The organism is Enhygromyxa salina, assembly GCF_000737335.2.
Classification (GTDB): domain Bacteria; phylum Myxococcota_A; class Polyangia; order Nannocystales; family Nannocystaceae; genus Plesiocystis; species Plesiocystis salina_C.
Map to the genome: position 1 here is coordinate 24,498 of NZ_JMCC02000063.1, position 17,917 is coordinate 42,414.

General features: G+C 67.5%; 17 protein-coding genes. 13 read left to right on the forward strand and 4 right to left on the reverse strand.

Going from position 1 to position 17,917, the window contains the following annotated elements; translation table 11 throughout:
* Window positions 1–41: 41 nt before the first annotated feature.
* From DB30_RS23320 to DB30_RS23335, 4 genes are all read left to right on the forward strand, one after another.
* Window positions 42–719, forward strand: coding sequence for a DUF4331 family protein (locus DB30_RS23320; protein ID WP_052552705.1), 678 nt, complete (start codon window positions 42–44; stop codon window positions 717–719).
* 120 nt (window positions 720–839) lie between these two features.
* Window positions 840–1,532, forward strand: coding sequence for a DUF4331 family protein (locus tag DB30_RS23325; protein ID WP_146660263.1), 693 nt, complete (start codon window positions 840–842; stop codon window positions 1,530–1,532).
* Window positions 1,533–1,855: 323 nt separating this feature from the next.
* Window positions 1,856–2,557: a DUF4331 family protein gene (locus DB30_RS23330; protein WP_052552709.1), complete on the forward strand. Its 702-nt coding sequence runs from the start codon at window positions 1,856–1,858 to the stop codon at window positions 2,555–2,557.
* A gap of 147 nt (window positions 2,558–2,704) precedes the next feature.
* Window positions 2,705–2,935 carry a hypothetical protein gene (locus tag DB30_RS23335; RefSeq protein WP_052552710.1) on the forward strand — a complete coding sequence of 77 codons (231 nt, stop codon included), beginning with the start codon at window positions 2,705–2,707 and terminating at the stop codon, window positions 2,933–2,935.
* A 26-nt stretch (window positions 2,936–2,961) separates the two neighbouring features.
* On the opposite strand, the gene DB30_RS23340 is transcribed toward DB30_RS23335, so the two are convergent.
* Together DB30_RS23340 and nhaC are read right to left on the reverse strand one after the other, a co-directional pair.
* A complete protein-coding gene (locus DB30_RS23340; protein ID WP_052552712.1) occupies window positions 2,962–4,824 on the reverse strand; it encodes a thioredoxin domain-containing protein in 1,863 nt (620 codons plus the stop codon).
* A complete protein-coding gene (gene nhaC, locus DB30_RS23345; protein WP_240480307.1) occupies window positions 4,821–6,236 on the reverse strand; it encodes a Na+/H+ antiporter NhaC in 1,416 nt (471 codons plus the stop codon). The genes DB30_RS23340 and nhaC overlap by 4 nt, the downstream gene beginning before the upstream one ends.
* Before the next feature lie 46 nt (window positions 6,237–6,282).
* Between nhaC and add the strand changes: the two genes are divergently transcribed.
* Window positions 6,283–7,362 carry an adenosine deaminase gene (gene add, locus DB30_RS23350; RefSeq protein WP_052552715.1) on the forward strand — a complete coding sequence of 360 codons (1,080 nt, stop codon included), beginning with the start codon at window positions 6,283–6,285 and terminating at the stop codon, window positions 7,360–7,362.
* A 27-nt stretch (window positions 7,363–7,389) separates the two neighbouring features.
* Here add and DB30_RS23355 read toward each other — a convergent pair whose 3' ends face one another.
* Together DB30_RS23355 and DB30_RS23360 are read right to left on the reverse strand one after the other, a co-directional pair.
* Window positions 7,390–8,793: a carboxymuconolactone decarboxylase family protein gene (locus tag DB30_RS23355; RefSeq protein ID WP_052552716.1), complete on the reverse strand. Its 1,404-nt coding sequence runs from the start codon at window positions 8,791–8,793 to the stop codon at window positions 7,390–7,392.
* Window positions 8,794–8,807: 14 nt separating this feature from the next.
* Entirely contained in the window at window positions 8,808–9,557 is a 750-nt protein-coding gene (locus tag DB30_RS23360; RefSeq protein ID WP_052552718.1) for a pseudouridine synthase, read from the reverse strand.
* Between the two features lie 31 nt (window positions 9,558–9,588).
* Here DB30_RS23360 and DB30_RS23365 point away from each other — a divergent pair, with 31 nt between their 5' ends.
* From DB30_RS23365 to lon, 8 genes are all read left to right on the forward strand, one after another.
* The gene (locus DB30_RS23365; protein ID WP_165703914.1) at window positions 9,589–10,197 is read left to right on the forward strand and encodes an RNA polymerase sigma factor; all 609 of its coding nucleotides are present in this window, start codon (window positions 9,589–9,591) and stop codon (window positions 10,195–10,197) included.
* Between the two features lie 214 nt (window positions 10,198–10,411).
* Complete coding sequence (locus DB30_RS23370; protein ID WP_146660267.1) at window positions 10,412–11,056, forward strand: hypothetical protein; 645 nt, start codon at window positions 10,412–10,414, stop codon at window positions 11,054–11,056.
* A 74-nt stretch (window positions 11,057–11,130) separates the two neighbouring features.
* Window positions 11,131–11,622 (forward strand): YfgM family protein, encoded by a 492-nt coding sequence (locus DB30_RS23375; protein WP_052552724.1) that lies wholly within the window; start codon window positions 11,131–11,133, stop codon window positions 11,620–11,622.
* Window positions 11,619–12,338, forward strand: a complete 720-nt coding sequence (locus tag DB30_RS23380) for a hypothetical protein (protein WP_052552726.1) — start codon at window positions 11,619–11,621, stop codon at window positions 12,336–12,338. The genes DB30_RS23375 and DB30_RS23380 overlap by 4 nt, the downstream gene beginning before the upstream one ends.
* A complete protein-coding gene (locus DB30_RS23385) occupies window positions 12,322–12,870 on the forward strand; it encodes a hypothetical protein (RefSeq protein ID WP_146660269.1) in 549 nt (182 codons plus the stop codon). The genes DB30_RS23380 and DB30_RS23385 overlap by 17 nt, the downstream gene beginning before the upstream one ends.
* 43 nt (window positions 12,871–12,913) lie before the next feature.
* Entirely contained in the window at window positions 12,914–13,597 is a 684-nt protein-coding gene (locus DB30_RS23390) for an HAD family hydrolase (RefSeq protein WP_165703915.1), read from the forward strand.
* On the forward strand, window positions 13,594–14,886 hold the full coding sequence (locus tag DB30_RS23395) for a hypothetical protein (RefSeq protein ID WP_052552732.1): 1,293 nt from the start codon (window positions 13,594–13,596) through the stop codon (window positions 14,884–14,886). The genes DB30_RS23390 and DB30_RS23395 overlap by 4 nt, the downstream gene beginning before the upstream one ends.
* Before the next feature lie 237 nt (window positions 14,887–15,123).
* A complete protein-coding gene (lon, locus tag DB30_RS23400; RefSeq protein WP_052552734.1) occupies window positions 15,124–17,595 on the forward strand; it encodes an endopeptidase La in 2,472 nt (823 codons plus the stop codon).
* The last annotated feature ends 322 nt before the right edge of the window (window positions 17,596–17,917 follow it).

Genomic DNA, 17,917 nt, shown 5'->3' on the forward strand with positions numbered 1-17,917 from the left:
CGGTGCTTCGATAGTCTGCCTTGGTGCGTACGAGTGGTTTGATGGTGGCAGAGCGCCTGCTGATGGTGTTGGGCGCCTTCGCGGTTGGGGGCTGCACGGTGCCGTTTTGCACTGCGCTGCCAGAAAACTGCGCGGCAGAGGATGGGACGACGGACACCGGCGGCGAAACGACGGACAGCAGCGAGACGACCGATTCGGGTGATGGGGATGGCGATGGCGATGGGGATGGCGACGGCGACCCGCCGGAACCGATCGTCTATTCCGACGCTGCGGCGGAGGACTACACCCGGGTCGATCGCATGGGGATGCCGGCCATCAACACGGTGCTGATCACGTCGAAGGACGCGTACAACGCCGCAAACACGACGGACGACGGCAATATCATGTTCGGCAACGAGATCTTTGCGAGCGTGCTGGGCCTCCACGCCGCGCTCGACGATGAGCTCGCAGGGTTCCTGCTCACTCCTTGCGGCGGGGTAGCGTGCGTGCTTCAGGCCGACGGGCTGATCTTCCCGGATACCCTGAAGATAGACCTCGAGAACGACGGCACCTTCCCGAACGGAAGGACGCTGACAGACCCAGTCATGGACGTGACGTTGGGGCTCATCATGCTCGACCTGTCGGTCCATGAGGTGACGACTTTGGTCGGCGTCCTCAACCCCACGGAGAACGACGTGCCCTTCGAGGCCGAGTTCCCGTACCTGGCGGCGCCGCACTAGCTCAGGTCGCGGAGCCGCGACCCGAGATGGCTCCGCCTCCAGACGCTGGCGAACTGAGAGCTGCCCGAGTTACGGTATCGGGCGGTGGACGGGCGGCCGGTGCTTCTATAATCTGCCCTGGTGCGTACGAGTCGTTTGATGGTGGCTGAGCGCCTGGTGGTGGTGATGGGCGCCTTTGCGGTTGGGGGCTGCACGGTGCCGTTTTGTACTGCGCTACCAGAGAACTGCGCGGCAGAGGACGGGACGACGGACACCGGCGGCGAAGGGACGGACAGCGAGACGACCGATTCTGGCGACGGGGACGGGGATGGCGATGGGGATGGCGACCCGCCGGTTCCGATCATCTATGCTGACAATCCGGCGGAGGACTACACCCGCGTCGATCGCATGGGCATGCCGGCGGTCAATACCGTTCTGCTCACGTTGAAAGACGAGTACAACGCCGCCAATCCGGTTGACGACGGCTCTCTCACGTTGCTCAACGAAATCACTGGGGTCATGTTGGACCTGCACGCTGCCCTCGATGACGACGTCATGGACGCGGGTCTCATCGTGGGCAGCGTGCCGATGTGCATGGGCCAAGCCCAACCGCTGATCGTTCCGGACACCCTGAAGATCGACCTCGAGCAGGAAGGCACCTTCCCGAATGGGCGAGCGCTGACGGATCCAGTCATCGATGTGACCTTGGCGGTGCTCATGCTCGACCTGAGCGCCCCAAATCAGGACATCACGACCTTGGTCGGCGTCCTCAACCCGACGGCGAACGACGTCCCGTTCTCGGACACATTCCCGTATCTGGCACCCCCTCACTAATGCCGCACACCCTAAGTTCGTTCCGGGTTAGGTGCGGAGCTGAGGCCCAAGGGCGAGGAGCGGCGACGACGCTGTACCGGGCGTACTGCTAGGGGCTGCGACACTGCCATTGGGCCTCAGTGCCGTGCCTAACCCGGATCGAACTTAGGGTGTGCGGCTCTAGACTGGTCCGCGGGCCGGGCCGCGCACACGGTCCGCCCCGCTTCGTAGATCCTCGTCACCTCTCGCCGCTCGCGCGTTGGGGCCTGCCCTCGCTCCTGCATGGTGCGGTGGACGGGCGGTCGGTGCTTCGATATTCTGCCTTGGTGCGTACAAGTCGTTCGATGGTGGCAGAGCGCCTGCTGATGGTGTTGGGCGCCTTCGCGGTTGGGGGCTGCACGGTACCGTTTTGTACTGCGCTACCGGAGAATTGCGCGGCAGAGGACGGGACGACCGACACCGACAGCGACAGCGACACGACGGGCAGCAGCGAGACGACCGGCTCGGGGGATGGCGATGGGGACGGTGATGGCGATGGGTACGGGGACGGGGACGGGGACCCGCCGGATGCGATCGTCTATGCGGACAACCCGGCGGAGGACTACACCCGCGTCGATCGCATGGGCATGCCGGCGATCAATACGGTTCTGCTCGCAGTGAAGGACGACTACAACGCCGCCAACCCGACCGATGACGCTAGCCTGATGTTCCTCAACGAGATCAACACGATCTTGTTGGACCTGCACGCTGCCCTCGATGACGACGTCATGGACGCGGGTCTCATCGTGGGCAGCGTGCCGATGTGCATGGGCCAAGCCCAACCGCTGATCGTTCCGGACACCCTGAAGATCGACCTCGAGCAGGAAGGCACCTTCCCGAATGGGCGAGCGCTGACGGATCCAGTCATCGATGTGACCTTGGCGGTGCTCATGCTCGACCTGAGCGCCCCAAATCAGGACATCACGACCTTGGTCGGCGTCCTCAACCCGACGGCGAACGACGTCTCGTTCTCGGACGCGTTCCCGTATCTGGCACCCCCTCACTAGACTGGTTCGCGGTCTGGGCCGTGCACATGGTCTGCGCTGTTTCGTAGCTCATCGTCACCTCTCGCCGCTCGCGAATTGAGGCCTGCCCTCGCTACTGGGTGGTGCGGTGGACGGGCGATCGGTGCTTCGATAGTCTGCCATGGTTTGATGGTTGCTGAGCACCTGCTGATGGTTTTGGCGCTCGCGCTGTCGTTGCTGGCCCTCAGCTCGCGCTCGCGCTACGCCGAGGCCGCGCTGGTCTCGGTGCTCGCTACCTTGGCCGTGTTCGCGGTTGGGCTGCTGTACTTTGAGCTCTACAGCCGCCACCACTTGGTCGCGTCGGCGCCCGAAGAAGAGGCGGCGCTGATCGAGCAGGCCGAGCGCGAGCTCAATGCCTGACGAGCCTGGCCGGAGGCAAAGCTGGACTACTCGCGCAGCAAGAACGCCTCGGCCTCGGCGGCGACCTGGGCCGGATCCGTGATCGGCCGCGAGCATGACCGCTCGCTGCACAAGTAGATCGCCGCCGCGCCGGTGTCGGGATAGCGCTGGCCTGGCTCGCTGCGCTCGAAGCTGGCCCGCGGCTCCCACACCCGCAGCGCCGCCTGCCACAGCGCGTCGCCGACCGGGTCACCTGGCTTGGCGACGATCGAGATGTCGATCTTGCTCGCGCCCAGCAGCTCGATCGCGCTCAGGTAGCGAGCGACCAGCTTGCCGCGCGACTCGATCTGCGCGTCGCCGCCCACCGCGAGCAGGGCCGCGCGGGCGGGCTCGAGGTAGGGCGTGTCCGTGCTGCCGTCGCCGTCTGTCAGGCCGTGCAGCTCGAGCAAGAACTGGGCGGCGAGGGCGTTCTCGGGCAGCGGCTTGCGGCGCTCGGCGAACACACCGACCGCGTCCGGATCTTTGGTGTGCGCATAAAATCCACCGTCCTCGGCGGCGAGCGACGCGAGCATGGAGTTGGCCAGCTGTGTGGCCGCGTCGAGCCAGCGAGGATCCGCGGTGACCCGGTGCAGGCTGAGCAGCGCCCAGCCCATCGCGGCTTGATCCGCGAGGTAGCGCAGCGCTTCGGCGTTGCCGGGCCCGTGGCTCAGCGCGAGCATGTTGGGACCGCTGGCGCGGCCATGTGTGGCCAAGATCCGCGTCGCAGCAGCGAGCGCCGCGTCGAGCAACGCACGGTCGCCGCTCGCCCGGTACAGCTCGGCCAGCGCGTGGATCGTCAGCCCGTTGAGATCTGCGTAGACGGCTCGATCAACCCGCGGGATCCCCAGCGCCCGGCGGCCCGCGTCATCGAGCGCGAAGTAGACCTCACCCTCGACGCTGCTGTGATCGGCCCGGCGCAGATCGGCGTCTTGGCTGGTGTAGAAGCCGCCGCTTGGATCCCGCATCGTGCCCAGCAGGTACTTGGTGATCGCACGGGCCGGCTCGAGCCAGCGTGCGTCACCGGTGATCATGGCCGCGTGGGCGTAGTTCTCGAGCGCGCCGGCCTGGATCATGGCGATCTTCTCGTAGTGCGGCCGGTCCCACACGCCGCGCAGCGAGTACTGGTACATGCCGCCCCAGACCGGGTCGATCAGCGCCGCCTCGGCGTCGAGCGTGGCCAAGGCCCGATCGCGCCACTGCGTGTGCTCGGGATCATCGTGTCGCAGGCGGGCGCGCAAGAACGCGTACTCGATCGGCTCGGACCACGGGTACTTCTGCTTGTCCCCCCAGCCCAGGCCGTTCACGTCGAAGTAGCGATCGAGCTGGGCGGTCGCCTTGCCGCGGATGCGCTCGAGGTCGCTGTCGGTTGGCGCGCTGACTCGCGTCTCGCGGGGATCTTCGCGCTGATGCAGCTCGCCGCGCGCGTGCTCGGCGATCAGCTCGCGCAGCAACGTGGCGAACACCTGTGGCGCTCGGTAGCCCCGCAGGTTCATCACCGGCTCCGCGCGCGGGGACAACAGCGCCGTCGCCGGCCACCCCCACGCACGGTAGCGCTCGGAGATGTCGGGCCGCGCGTCGGAGTCCACGCGGATCACGACGAAGTGCTTGGCCAGCAGCGCCGCGACCTCGGGATCCGCGTAGGTGACCTCGTCCATCACGTGACACCAGTGGCACCAAGTGGCGACGACGTTGATGAGGATCAGCTTGTCCTCGCGGGCGGCCCGCTCGAAGCTCGCGGGGGACCAGCTGGCCCACTCGGTCGGGCCGTGCTGCGTGGCGGAGTTTGAGTTGTCGCGGGCCCCACTGGGTGTCGCGCAGCCTAGCAGCAGCCCCACCAACGAGAGCGAGCGCAGCTTCGACAGTGTCGTCATGCCGGGTCCTGGACCTTGGCGAGATCTTCAGGCGCGTCGAGCTTGGCGATTGACCAGCCCGTGAACCCCAGCAAGATCCCAATCAGCGGGTTGAGCAAATTCAAGAAGCACCACGGCAGATACGCCAAGGTCGCGACCCCAAGCGTCGAGCTCATGAACGCCCCGCAGGTGTTCCATGGGATCAGCGGCGAGGTGATCGTGCCCCCGTCTTCCAGCGCGCGCGACAAGTTCTTGGGATGCAGCCCGCGCGCGGCGTACTCGCTCGCGTACATCCGCCCCGGCACGACGACCGCCAAGTATTGATCCGCCGCGAGCACGTTGACGCCGATCGAGGTCAGGACCGTCGCCGCGATCAACGACCCAGTGGAATTCGCGACAGCGAGGGTCTTGGAGGCCAGGGTCTCGAGCTGCCCCGATCGCTCCATGATCCCCCCAAACGACATCGCGCATAGGATCAGCAGCACGGTGCTGGCCATGCTCGTCATGCCCCCGCGCGCCAGCAGCTCGTCGACCTGGGCCGAGCCGGTCGCGGGCGCGAACCCGGTCATCGCCGCCGTGAGCACGTCTTGGATCGGCGCGCCTTGGACCCCCGCGAGCACGCCACCAAGCAGCGCCCCCGTGACCAGGGTTGGCAGCGCGGGGAGCCGAAAGCCGACCATGATGGCGACGATCCCCGGGACCACCAGGTGGATCAGCCCCGGGTGAAAATTCGTGCGAATGACATCGGTGATCGCCTCGATCGAGCCGGGCTCCGCCGTGCTCTTCAACCCCGCGCCGATCACCGCGTAGGCGATCATCGCCAGCGTCCAGGCGGGGCCGGTCGTCCACAGCATGTGGCGGATGTGGGTGAACAGATCCGTCCCTGCCATCGCTGGCGCGAGGTTGGTGGTGTCGGACATCGGCGAGAGCTTGTCGCCGAAGTAGGCCCCGCTGATCACCGCCCCGGCGCTCATGGCCGGGTTGATGCCCATCGCGTTGCCGACCCCGATCAACGCCAGGCCAACCGTACCCGCGGTCGACCAGGATGAGCCGGACACCAAGCTGACGACCGAACACACCGCACAGGTCGCCGGCAGAAACCAGCTGGGCGACATCAGCTCCAGGCCCCAGGCGATCAACGCGGGGACGATCCCCGCGGCCAGCCAGGTGCCCATGAGCACGCCGATCGTCAGCAGGATCAGCACCGCGCCCATCGCCAGACCGATCGCGCTGAGGATGCCCGCTTGGATCTGCTCCCAGCGGTAGCCGTGCGCCCACGCGACGAGGCCGGCCACGCAGGCCCCAAGCATCAGGGGGATGTGGCCGGAGCCCTCCAGCACGATGATCGTGCCGGCGAGCAGGGAGATCAGCGCGACCACGGGGACCAGCGCCCACACGAAGGGGATCGCGGGCGGGTCGTCGTGAGGCGCCACAGATGCACCTTGCCCTGTTGCTGGCGGACGGACAACCTTGGAGGTGATGTCGAACGCGACGGACGGCGATGGGGCGGACAGCTTGGACAGCTTGGACAGCTTGAACAGCTTGATCATGGCGCTGCCGAAGGCCGAGCTGCACGTCCACCTCGAGGGCTCGATCGTGCCCGAGCTCGCCCTGAAGCTGGCGGCCAGGCGCGGCGTCGCGCTACCGGGGGCCGAGCGCGGCGTCGAGGGTCTGCGCGAGGCCTACCGCTTTGCGAGCTTTCGCGACTTCTTGAAGGTCTACATCGCGCTTTCCAACACCTTGCAGCAGGCCGAGGACTTCTCGGACGCGGTGTTTGGCATCGCGGAGGGCCTCGCCGCCCAGCAGGTCCGCTGGGTCGAGATGACCTTCACCCCGATGACCCACGTGGTCCAGGGTGTCGACCCCGACGCGATGCTGGCCGGCCTCGCAGATGGCCGCCGCCGCGCGCTCGAGCAGCTCGGGATCGAGTTCGCGTGGGTGTTCGATGTGGTCCGCAGCCTCCCCGAGCAGGGGCCCCAGACCCTGGAATTGGCCCTGCGGGCGCGCGATCAGGGGGTCGTCGCCCTCGGCGTGGGCGGCCCCGAAGGACCGCAGTGGTCGGTCGTCCCGCTCGCGGGGGTGTTCGAGCGGGCCCACGCCGAAGGGCTGAAGAGCGTGCCCCATGCCGGCGAGCAGCACGGCCCGCCCAGCCTGCGCGAGACCTTGGATCTGCTCGCGCCCGCGCGCATCGGTCACGGGGTGCGCTGCCTCGAGGATCCCGAGCTGACCGCCGAGCTCGCCGATCGAGGGATCCCACTGGAGGTGTGCCCAAGCAGCAACGTCGCCCTGGGAGTGGTGCCAAGCTTCACCGCGCACCCGCTGCCGCAGCTGCTCGCGGCGGGCGTCGAGCTGAGCTTGGCCAGCGATGATCCGCCGCTGTTTGGAACCACGCTGACCGAGGAGTACCGGCGCTGCGTATCCGCGTTCGGTTGGGGCCCCGAGCAAGTCCTGAAGATCGCCGCGGCGGCCGTCCGCCACAGCTTCATGCCCGAGGATCGCAAGCGTGCCTTGTTGGCTGCCCAGCGCAGCGTTGCGCAGGCGCACGCGAGCCTGCCCTGATCTGGCTGAGCCAGATGATCCAGATGCTCAGGCTGCGGTCAGCCGGACCTTGGCGCACTGCTCGTCCCAGCTCGTGCCGTGGGTATACGGCTGCGCCTCGAGCCCGAGCACCGCGCCATGCTGGGCCACGAACGCCGCGATCTCGGGCTCGTAGTTGTCGACCGGATAGGTGGAAGTATAGCGATTGAGCATGCCGTGAACGCTCAGCGCCACGACGATCTCGATGATCCCGGCCGGGGTGAAGAAGCTGGTGAGCCCGGCGATCTCTTTGCGGGTGACGGCCGCGGGGGAGATCGCGGCGACATGGGCGAACGCAAACGCTGCGGCGTCTCGGCCTTCGTCGTCACCAGGGGTGAGGGCGCTGGCCAGCCGCTTCGCCGTGGCGCCCGCGCGGATCGCCAAGAACGCGAAGTGAGCGGCGAGCAGGGGGTTCTTGCTCTTCTTTGCCGCCACGAAGCACAGCGCATGCTTGAGCCAAACCGGGACTGAGCCGGCGTCCGACTGCAGCCGCTCGACCAGGCAGTGGGTGAACACGCGCTGGGTCGACACCCGCTCGATGCGCTCGACGTAGTGGGGCAGGAACCCGAGCGAGGCACGCAGCTGCTCGTAGATCTTGCCCGGTCGACCCGCGATGCCTGCGAGCGCGCCGCGGTCATAGGCGATGATCCCCGCCATGGTCCGCGCGAGCGCGAGCGGGCCAAGCTTCTCCCCGTCGTCGGTCTCTTTGTCCGCCTCGATGATGTCGCGGTCGAACGCCTCGTCGTAGTTCTGGCCTGGCTGCCAGTCGCTGGGCGTGAGGTACTGCTGGGCGATCTCGAGGATCCGCCACTCGAGCACCATGCCCAGCGAGTCCATCGCGCAATTGAGGAAGCCCATCAGCGTCGCGGCGAGCACGATCGCCTCTTCGTGGGTCTCGCTGTAGTAGCGAGCCAGATCCAAGCGGTGCTCGAGCGTGACCTCGCTGGGGATCTTGGCGACCGCGGTCGCGTAGTTGATCGCCGCGATGTCGGCCGCCCCGAACAAGTCGCAGGACTTGGCGTCGAGCGCTTGCTTGTTGCGCTCGAGCGAGCCGCCCGGCCCACGAAACACGGTGCCAACGCCGGCCGAGTGGGCGGAGCAGTAGGAGCAGCCATACGAGCGGCTGGCGATGTACAGCACGAGGCTGCGCAGATCAGGCGAGATCCCGCGGCCGAGATCGCAGCGCGGGATGTCGAGCAGGCTGGGCACCAGCACGCTGTAGGTGGTGAACGCGGGCGGCCAGATCTCGAAGTAGCTCATCGCGTGGGGGACCACGCCAAGGATCTGCCGGACCATCATCATGACGGGCCGATAGCGGTCGACCAGCTCGCTTCGACTGATCGCGTGAGGCCGCAGGGCAAACTCGAGCGTGGGCTTGCTCCCGCTCAGAGGGGTCTCGACTTTGGTTCCCACCGCACCTTGTCATATCACGGTCCCCCGCCAGGCAGCGAGGTCAGCTCGCGCCACGCCCCGGCCTCGAGGGTCTCGGGCAGCCACAAGCCCGCGTGCGCGACCCTGACGAGCAACAGGACGTGGCTGTCGAGCGCCGCGAAGATCCGCTTGACCTCATGGTAGGCGCCATCGAGCAGGGTGATCTGAGCCAGCGCGCCGGTGCCCGGGGGCGGCTGCAAAGCTGGATGAAGATCACGCTCCAGCAGCGGGCCGAGCTCGGTGATGCGCGGGCGCGAGCCGTCGGCCAAGCGGAGCTCGGGTGACCCCGTGGGTCCAAGCGGCGCCGGCGTCCACGGCCGCGCGAGCGCGACTTGGTAGCTGCGCGGCACGGCGCGGTTGGGGTGGGTGAGCGCGTGGACCTGCGGCGTGTCGGTTGTCCACAGCAACAGGCCGGCGGCGTCGAGGTCCAGGCGCCCGATCGCGCGCAGCTCCGCGTGCATCGGCGCGCCCTCGAGCAGGCCCCACGCGGTCGGGTGACGGTCGTCGTTGCGTGAAGTCACGACCCCGACCGGCTTGTGCTGGATCAGATGTACGTGCAGCCGCAGCTGCAGGACGACCCCGGACACCTCGACCTCAAACGGCAGCTGGGTGGTCGCAATCGCCAGCCGACCGTCCCGCAGCCGCTCGCCGCCCGGCCCGGCCACCGCCCCGCGACGCAGCAGCCGTGTGACCTCGCGCCGAGATTGGCCGAGGTTGCGAGCCAGGAGTTGATCGAGGCGGGGCATTGCCGGCCGATAGTAGGGTATGGTGCGCGGCGTGGGTCGCCCGGAGCCCCTGGCCGAAGAGCGCGCGATTGTCGAACGCGCGATGCAGGGCGACCAGCACGCTTTCGAGCGGATCTATCGTCACTACGCGCCGATCTTGTTCAGCTACATCCTGGTCCCGATGCTCGGTGACAAGGACGACGCCCACGACTGCGTGCGCGAGACCTTCATCTCGGCCAACCGCGCGCTGCCGCGCTACGAGTGGCGGGGCACCAGCATCTGGCCCTGGCTCAAGGTCCTGGCCAAGAACAAGGCCCGGGATCTGCTGCGCGCGTCGGGTCGGCGACAGCGTCTGCGCGGGTCATTCTCTCATCACCTCGACGTGTTCGGTGACCGCGAGTCCGAGACGCCGATCGAAGAGGCCGTCCAGCACCAGGCCCTGCGCACGCGCATCGACGGGGTCCTCGACGTGATCAACCCCCGCTACGCCCGGGTTCTGCGCCTGCGCCTGCTGGAGGATCGCAGCCGCGAGGACTGCGCCGAGTTGCTCGAGGTCAAGATCGGGACCCTGGATGTGCTCCTGTTTCGGGCCGTCCGCGCGTTTCGGAAGGCCTGCGAGCAACAGGGCGTGGAGTTCGACCTGGCCGAGGTGAGCGTGTGAACGCCCCAGCAGGTCCAGGTCCAGGTCCAGGTCCGGCTCGAACGTCGGCCTCGGCTCGGCTGGCCCTTGCGGGCGCCGGCCCCCAACCACTCGTATTGTCAGCTCGACGTAAGCCCAATTTCCAAGCAGGCGTTACCCGCCGCGGCAGCCCAAGGCTCCCCACGGGCCGGCCCGCTTCGCCTTACACGCGCCACCTCGCGCAAGGGTGTTCATCATGACCAAACCAAAGCCCAGCAATGTCCTCGACCCAGAGTGGGAACAGGCTCTGCGCCGTGGGCAAGAAGCCGAGGGTGAGGCCGGCAGCGTCGATGCCGAGCTCGCCTTCGTCCATTTGCTCCGTCACACCCGCGAACCCGAGGCAATCTCTGCCGAACAACTCGACGCGATCTGGTCCGACATTCGGGCCGAGGTCGCGCCCGCGAGCGAGCCCTGGTGGCGCAAGGCTTGGGTCTGGTGGACGGCGCCCGCGCTCGCGGCCGCGGCTGTGCTGTTCGTGGTCGTCGTCGACCCCGCGTCCGACGAACCCAACAGCGTCGCGCTGCAAGACACCGCCGCGCACGAAGACGCGCGAAAGGCCGAGCAGCCCCCGGCCGCGGCGCCGAGCGAGGGCTTCGCCGAGCAGCCGGAAGCGGAGCTCGCGGACTCCACGGCGGCGCGGGCCAAGTCCAGTGAAGACAAGGCGAGCGGTGGCAGCCGCGGCGCAGGTCAGCTCGCAACCCGCGACGGGCAATCAGGCGCGTTCGAAACTAGTTTTGCTCGGCTCGCTCCGCACGGGCGCGCGGCGATCGGCGTCAGCGTTGATCAGAGCCGCGACGAGCTCCAGTCACGACTTCTGGCCAAGTCCAGGGGAGGTGGATGATGAAGACAGCAAGGGCACCTTCGACTCCCTCGCACGCGCTCGGGCAGCTGCTCACGGGCGCAATCCTGGGCGCATTGTTGACAGTTGGCGGGTTCGCGCTCGCCGGCAAGCTCAAGCCTCCCGGCGAACCCGACGCCCTCGTCGCGCTCGCGCAGACGGTCGACACGACCGACAAGCAGGTCGACGTCATGCTCGCTCGGGGCGACATCGCCGGGGCGATCGGAGCGCTCGAGCAGCTGCGCGCGATCAAGTGGCCCGGTCGTGATCGCGGCGGTGATGCCTGTGTACAGCTGCGCCACGACGCGTTCGGCCGGCTGCTGCGGCTGCGCCTCGACAACCCACAGGTCGACGCCAAGACCCCGCAACAGCTGCTCGATCTCGCGGAGCAGGGCCTAGGCCGCGAGTGGGAGCTGCTCGATCCCAACCCCTTCACCGCGCACCTGTTGTCGCTGCGCGGCGAGATCCTCGAGCAGATGGGTCGTGACGATGATGCGCTGTTGATCTACCAGCAGGCCCTCGACATGAACCGCGACCTGCTCGACGAGGTCATGGAGGGCAGTCGGTGACGCCCACTGGCAACTGGATCGTGCTCGCGTGTGGGTGCGCCTTGGCCATTGGGTGCGCCGCGCCGCGCGAGGAGGCCATGCCCAACGACGCCGATCACTGGGCCGAAGCCGAAGCCGAAGCCGAAGCCGATGTCGAAGCGGAGCTCGGCTCGGCATCCGCCGCCGCCAGCGAGCCTGCGACCGCGGCCCCGCGAGATCTCGAACAGATGCAGCGCGAGCTCGCCGCCAACGCAGCCAAGCTGCGCTCGCTCGGGGTCGCGCTGCCTTCATCCGCGGGGATCGAGCAGGCAGAGGATGCCGACGGGACGCTCGATCGGCCCAGCGAGGCCAAACCATCGGCCAACGGTGGACTCGCCCCCGCGCCGGAGTCCCAGCCAGGCGAGCGCAGCAAAGACGAGACGCGCAAGCAGTCCAAGCGCGACCGCGAAGACAAGTCGGCCAAGTCCAAGCAGGCTCCCAGCCATGACGGGGGCGATGCGAAGCCGGATCCAGCCAAGGCCGCGCCGCTGTCCCCGAACAGCGAGTCGCCCGAGCAGGACGCGGCCGGACGCTGCTCGATGATCTGCGAGCTCAGCCAGATCACCTGCGAACTCAACACCCAGATCTGCGAGCTCGCGGACCGCCACCCGCAGGAAGACGACTACCGGTCCGCCTGCGATCGCGCGGCCGAAGACTGCGATGTCGCCCAGGAGGCCTGTCATGCGTGCGTTGGTTAAATCGGATCGGTCTCGCCTGGCTGCTGTCGCGCTGCTCGCAGCCGTGTGTGTGCCCGCGCCTGGGTGCAGCAAGGCCGCCAACAAGGCATCCATGGCCCCAGACTCCCAGCCAGACTCTACGCGCGAGGCGGGGGGCGATCTCGCCTACGCGGATGATCCCTTGGCCGAGCTCGACGCGCTCGAGGGCCGCATGCGCGCGCTGGGGTTGGCGACCGCGCGCAGTAAAGGCGCGACGGCCAGCCCGGGCGACGCGGTCGCGGTCGATGGGGATGACGACGAGGCCACGGCCGACGTCGCAGCGGCCCCCGAGGCCGCGCCCGCCGCAGAGCACGATCACCCGACGGCCACGGAACAGACCGGATCGCGCTGCGGCGATCTGTGTGACCTGAGCGAGTCGATCTGCATGCTCGAGGTTCGCATCTGCTCGCTGTCCGACTCGCACGGCGAGGATCCGATCTACGCAGACGCCTGCGAGCGCGCCGTCGACGACTGCCACACGGCCGGCCAAGCCTGCGACGCCTGCGACGCCTGAGCAGGCGTTTTCTCCTCCGCGTTTCCAACCTATGCTGGGCGCGATGCTGCCCGCAGCCGTATTGCTCGACATGGACGGGACCCTCGTCGACAGCGAGTCTGTCTACGCCGAGGCGATCGCTCGCTACATGGCTTCGCGCGGGGTCGAGCTCGACTCGCGCGAGCGCAGCTTCGTGATCGGTCACGCGTGGCAAGACATCTACACCGAGCTCCGGGTGGCCGAGCGCGTCGGCGTGGATCTGGTGACGATGCAGACCGGATCAATCGCGATGCGCGGGCAGATGCGCGCCGAGGGCATCGAGCTGACGGTGCTCGACGGCGCGCGCGAGCTCGTGGAGACCCTCGCGGAGCTCGATGTCCCGACCGCGGTGGTCTCTGGTTCGTGTCGGGCCGAGCTCGCCGAGGCGATCGAGCTGCTTCGGATCGGCCCGCGCTTGCGCATGTACCTGGGTTCGGAGGACTACCCGCGCGGCAAGCCGGCACCCGATGGCTACCTCGCAGCCGCCGACCAGCTCGAGGTCGCGCCCGCGCGCTGCCTCGTGTTCGAAGATAGCTGGGCAGGGATCGGCTCGGGATTGGCGGCCGGCATGCGCGTGGTCGCGACCGCGGCTGCCAACCGTCCTCCCGGCGACCCTGGCCACCAAGATCAAAATGGCGCCCACCGCATCGTTCAGAGCCTCGCGGGGATCGACGCTGACTTCTTGCGGGCGGTCATGCTGACTTCATGAGCGGGGAGTTTACAGCTGGAAACACCGAGCCCGACGGCGCCGCGGGCCGAGCGTCGCGCGTGCCTCGGGGTGACAGCCCTGCCGGCGAGCTTCGCCCAAAGTTGGTGCTGCTCCCCGACCCCGAGGCGCGCGCGCGCTTGGCCGCACCGCTGCTCGGAATTCCGCTGGCCCAGCGCACGACCTCGGCCGCCCGCGAAGCCGGGTTTTCAGAGGTCGTCGCGGCGCCCGGCCTGGCGATCTCGCCCGAGGGGGCGCGCGAGGTCGCAACCGGCGAGGAGCTCTCGGGGCCAGCGCTGGTCGTGTTCGAGGGCACCTTCGTCGATCCCAAATTGCTGCGCCTGATGGTCGAGCATCCGCTCGAGGCCGACGAGCGCTTCAGCCTCTACGATGGTGTCGCGCGTCCGGCCGGGTTCTTCGCCGGGGAGCTCGGCGCGATGCCGGCGATCATGCCCGTGGCCGAAGAGCTCGACTGGCCCGAGAGCCTGGGCCCCGAGGACATCGCGCGCGTCGTCTACCCCGAGGACGTCGAGCGTGCCGAGTGGTTGGTGCTGCGGACCGAGGCCCGGCGCTCGCGGACCAGCGGCTGGCGCGGAACCGAGACCGAGCACGTGCACCGCAGCCTCGCGGGGGAGTCGCGTTGGCACCGAGAGATCAGCGTCCGAACCCTGCGGTGGCTGGCGCGCTCGAACTTGGCCGTCGCCCAGCTCGAGTTGCTCGCGCTCGGCGTCGCGCTAGCCTCCGGTCCGGTCGCGCTGGTCAACAGCTGGGCCGGGTTGGTGTTGGCCGGCCTGCTGCTGCTGCTCGGGGTCCACGTCTCGCGGCTGCTCGCGCCGCTTCGGTTCTTGCGAGACGAGGCCATGAACCCCCGCGACGAGTTTGGTCGCCCCGAGATCTGGGTGCCCGGCGACACGCTGGCCGGGGCCACCCGACCCTTGGCCCACGCGACCTTGACGGTGTGTCTGACCTACGTGTTGGTCGCAGAGACCGATCGCTCCAACGTGGCCGCGCTGGTGCTGCTCGCGGTTGGTGGGGTCTCGGCGCTGTTGTCTCTTGCCCATGCGCGCGCGCGGCTTCGCGGAGACGACGCGAGGATCCTCGAGCTCCCGCGCTCGGCGGCGCTGATCAAGCGCCTCGGCGTGACCATGCCCTCGTGGCTGCAGGGGGCGCCCTTGCTCGAGATGGCGACCGCGATCGGGGCCCTGAGCGGAGAGCCCGGCGTGCCGTGGACGGTCCTGGCAGGGTCGGCGGTGGCCCGCCTGTGGCGGTGGTTCACGAGCCCGGTCCCGTGATCTTCAGATATCCGTCGGCCCGATCCGGGGTGTCTGACAAAACGGTCTCGGGGCCATCCGTGCGCAAAGGTCTCGCGGGCTGCGCCGGGGGTGGCGGTGGTCACGGAAACGCCGATAGTCACCAAAAATCGGCCGTTTTCGGGCATCCCGGTTGTTTGACCACCTCTGGCGCCGGTGCTAGCGTTTGCTCGGCCTAGGCCCCCGGGATTCAAGATCGCGCGCGGCCACTGCTGAGCCATGGCAACCGTCAAAATACCCCTCCTCCCGCTGCGTGAGCTGATCGTCTTCCCCCACGAGGTCGTGCCGCTGTTCGTCGGCCGCGAGAAGTCGATCAACGCCCTCGAAGAGGCGATGGCCGCAGACCGCCAGATCCTCTTGTGCGCTCAAAAGAAGGCGAAGGTCAACGACCCCAAGCCCGAGGGCATCCACGAGTTCGGGACCATCGGCACCATCGTGCAGCTCCTTCGTCTACCCGATGGGACGGTCAAGGTCCTGGTCGAGGGCAAGGCCCGCGCGCGCATCAAGGAGTACTTGGACACCGCCAAGTACTTCGAGGTGCAGGCCGAGCTGGTCGACACGCCCGAGATTGATCCGGAGCAAGAGTCGGAGTTCCAAGCGCTGATGCGCTCGGTCCAGGCCACCTTCGAAAATTACGTCAAGCTCAACAAGCGCGTGCCGCCGGAGCTCGCGGTCAGCGTTCAGAGCATCGACAACCCGTCGCGGCTCGCTGACACGATCGCCGCCCACGTCAATTTCAAGCTCGCCGCCAAGCAAGACCTGCTCGAGACCGAGAACGTCTGGACCCGTCTAGAGACCCTCTATGAGCTGATGCAGAACGAGATCGAGATTCTCCAAGTGGAGAAGAAGATCCGCACTCGCGTCAAGAAGCAAATGGAGAAGAACCAGAAGGAGTACTACCTCAACGAGCAGATGCAGGCGATCCAGAAGGAGCTGGGGTCGCAAGACGAATTCAAGAACGAGCTGCAAGAACTCGAGGACAAGATCCGCCGCAAGAAGATGAGCAAAGAGGCGACGGATCGCCTCAAGAAGGAGCTGCGCAAGCTCAAGATGATGAGCCCGATGTCGGCCGAGGCCACCGTGGTCCGCAACTACATCGACTCGGTGCTCTCGCTGCCGTGGAACGACAAGACCGGCGACAAGCTCGACATCGCTGACGCCGAGCACATCCTCGACGAAGATCACTACGGGCTCGAGAAGCCCAAGGAGCGCATCGTCGAGTACCTCGCCGTGCAGGCGCTGGTGAAGAAGGTCAAGGGTCCGATCCTGTGCTTGGTGGGTCCGCCCGGCGTCGGCAAGACCTCACTGGCGAAGAGCGTCGCGCGCTCGACGGGCCGCAAGTTCGTGCGCGTGTCACTTGGTGGCGTGCGCGACGAGGCCGAGATCCGCGGGCACCGGCGTACCTATATCGGCGCGATGCCGGGCAAGATCATCCAGGGTCTGCGCAAGGCCGCGTCGTCCAACCCGGTGTTCTTGCTCGACGAGATCGACAAGATGTCGATGGACTTCCGCGGCGATCCTTCGGCCGCGATGCTCGAGGTCCTCGATCCCGAGCAAAACTCGGCCTTCGTCGATCACTTCTTGGATCTCGACTACGACCTCAGCGACGTCTTGTTCTTGTGCACGGCCAACAGCCTGCACACGATCCCGCTGCCGCTGCAGGACCGCATGGAGATCATCGAGCTGTCGGGCTACACCGACGAAGACAAGCTCAAGATCGCCCGGCAGTACTTGCTGCCCAAGCAGCGCGAGCTCAACGGTCTCGACGAGGTCGAGGTCAGCTTCTCGGACGCCGCGCTCAAGGAGCTGGTCCACCACTACACCAAGGAGGCCGGTGTCCGCTCGCTCGAGCGCGAGATCGCCTCGGTGTTGCGCAAGGTCGCGCGCGACTACGTCAAGGACAACAAGAAGAAGAAGTCGTTCAAGGTCGACTCCAAGGCGGTCCAGAAGCTGCTGGGGCCGCGAAAGTTCCGCTACCAACGCGGCGAAGAGAACGACCAGATCGGCATGACCAACGGCCTCGCCGTCACGATCTTCGGCGGCGATCTGCTCCCCGCCGAGGTCACGATCACGCCTGGCAAGGGCAAGGTCACGCTCACCGGTAAGCTCGGTGAGGTCATGCAGGAGTCAGCTCGCGCCGCGATCACCTACGTGCGCTCGCGCTGCCTGACCTTCGGTCTCGACCCGGACTTTTACGAGCACGTGGACTTTCACATCCACTTCCCCGAGGGCGCGGTGCCCAAGGACGGCCCGAGCGCAGGCGTCACCATGGTGACCTCGGTCGTCTCGGCGCTGCTCGGCGTCCCGGTTCGCAAGGACGTCGCCATGACTGGCGAGATCAACCTGCGCGGCGCCGTGCTGCCGATCGGTGGTCTCAAAGAGAAGATCCTCGCCGCCTATCGCAGCGACATGAAGCTGGTCCTGTGCCCGGCCGACAACGAGAAGGATCTGCACGACATCCCCAAGAACGTGCTCAAGTCCCTCGACATCCGCTTCGCCAAGAGCGTGGATGACGTCCTGCGTTGGGCCTTGACCCCGCTCGACGAGGATCACCACAACAAGGCGCTGCGGCGGTTCATGTCCGGCGAAGAGCCGGCCAGTCCCACGGACTGGGTGCAGGCGCGCGACTACCTCGAAGAGCGGGACCGCAAGAAGCAACTCGAAGCCGACGCGCGCCACGGCCCGCACTAGGCATTACCCCCACAGGGGCCTTCGCACTACGCAGGTCACTCGCTTCGCTCGCTCCCAATGGGCTGGCTGTATGCGGGCGCATGTGTGGCCCCCTAGGAGGGGGCTCTCGTCTGGCCACCTACCGCCACCCGTCGACTACCCAACAACGTGTCGATTCGGGTTGGTTGGGGGGGGGTCCGGGCGTCGTGACAGTGGTTTTGGCCGCGCAGCGAGCAGAGAGATTGGAGCGCCGTTCAGTGGCAGTAGGTGGTCAGACGAGAGCCCCCTTCTAGGGGGCCACACATGCGCCCGCATACAGCCAGCCCGTTGGGAGCGAGCGAAG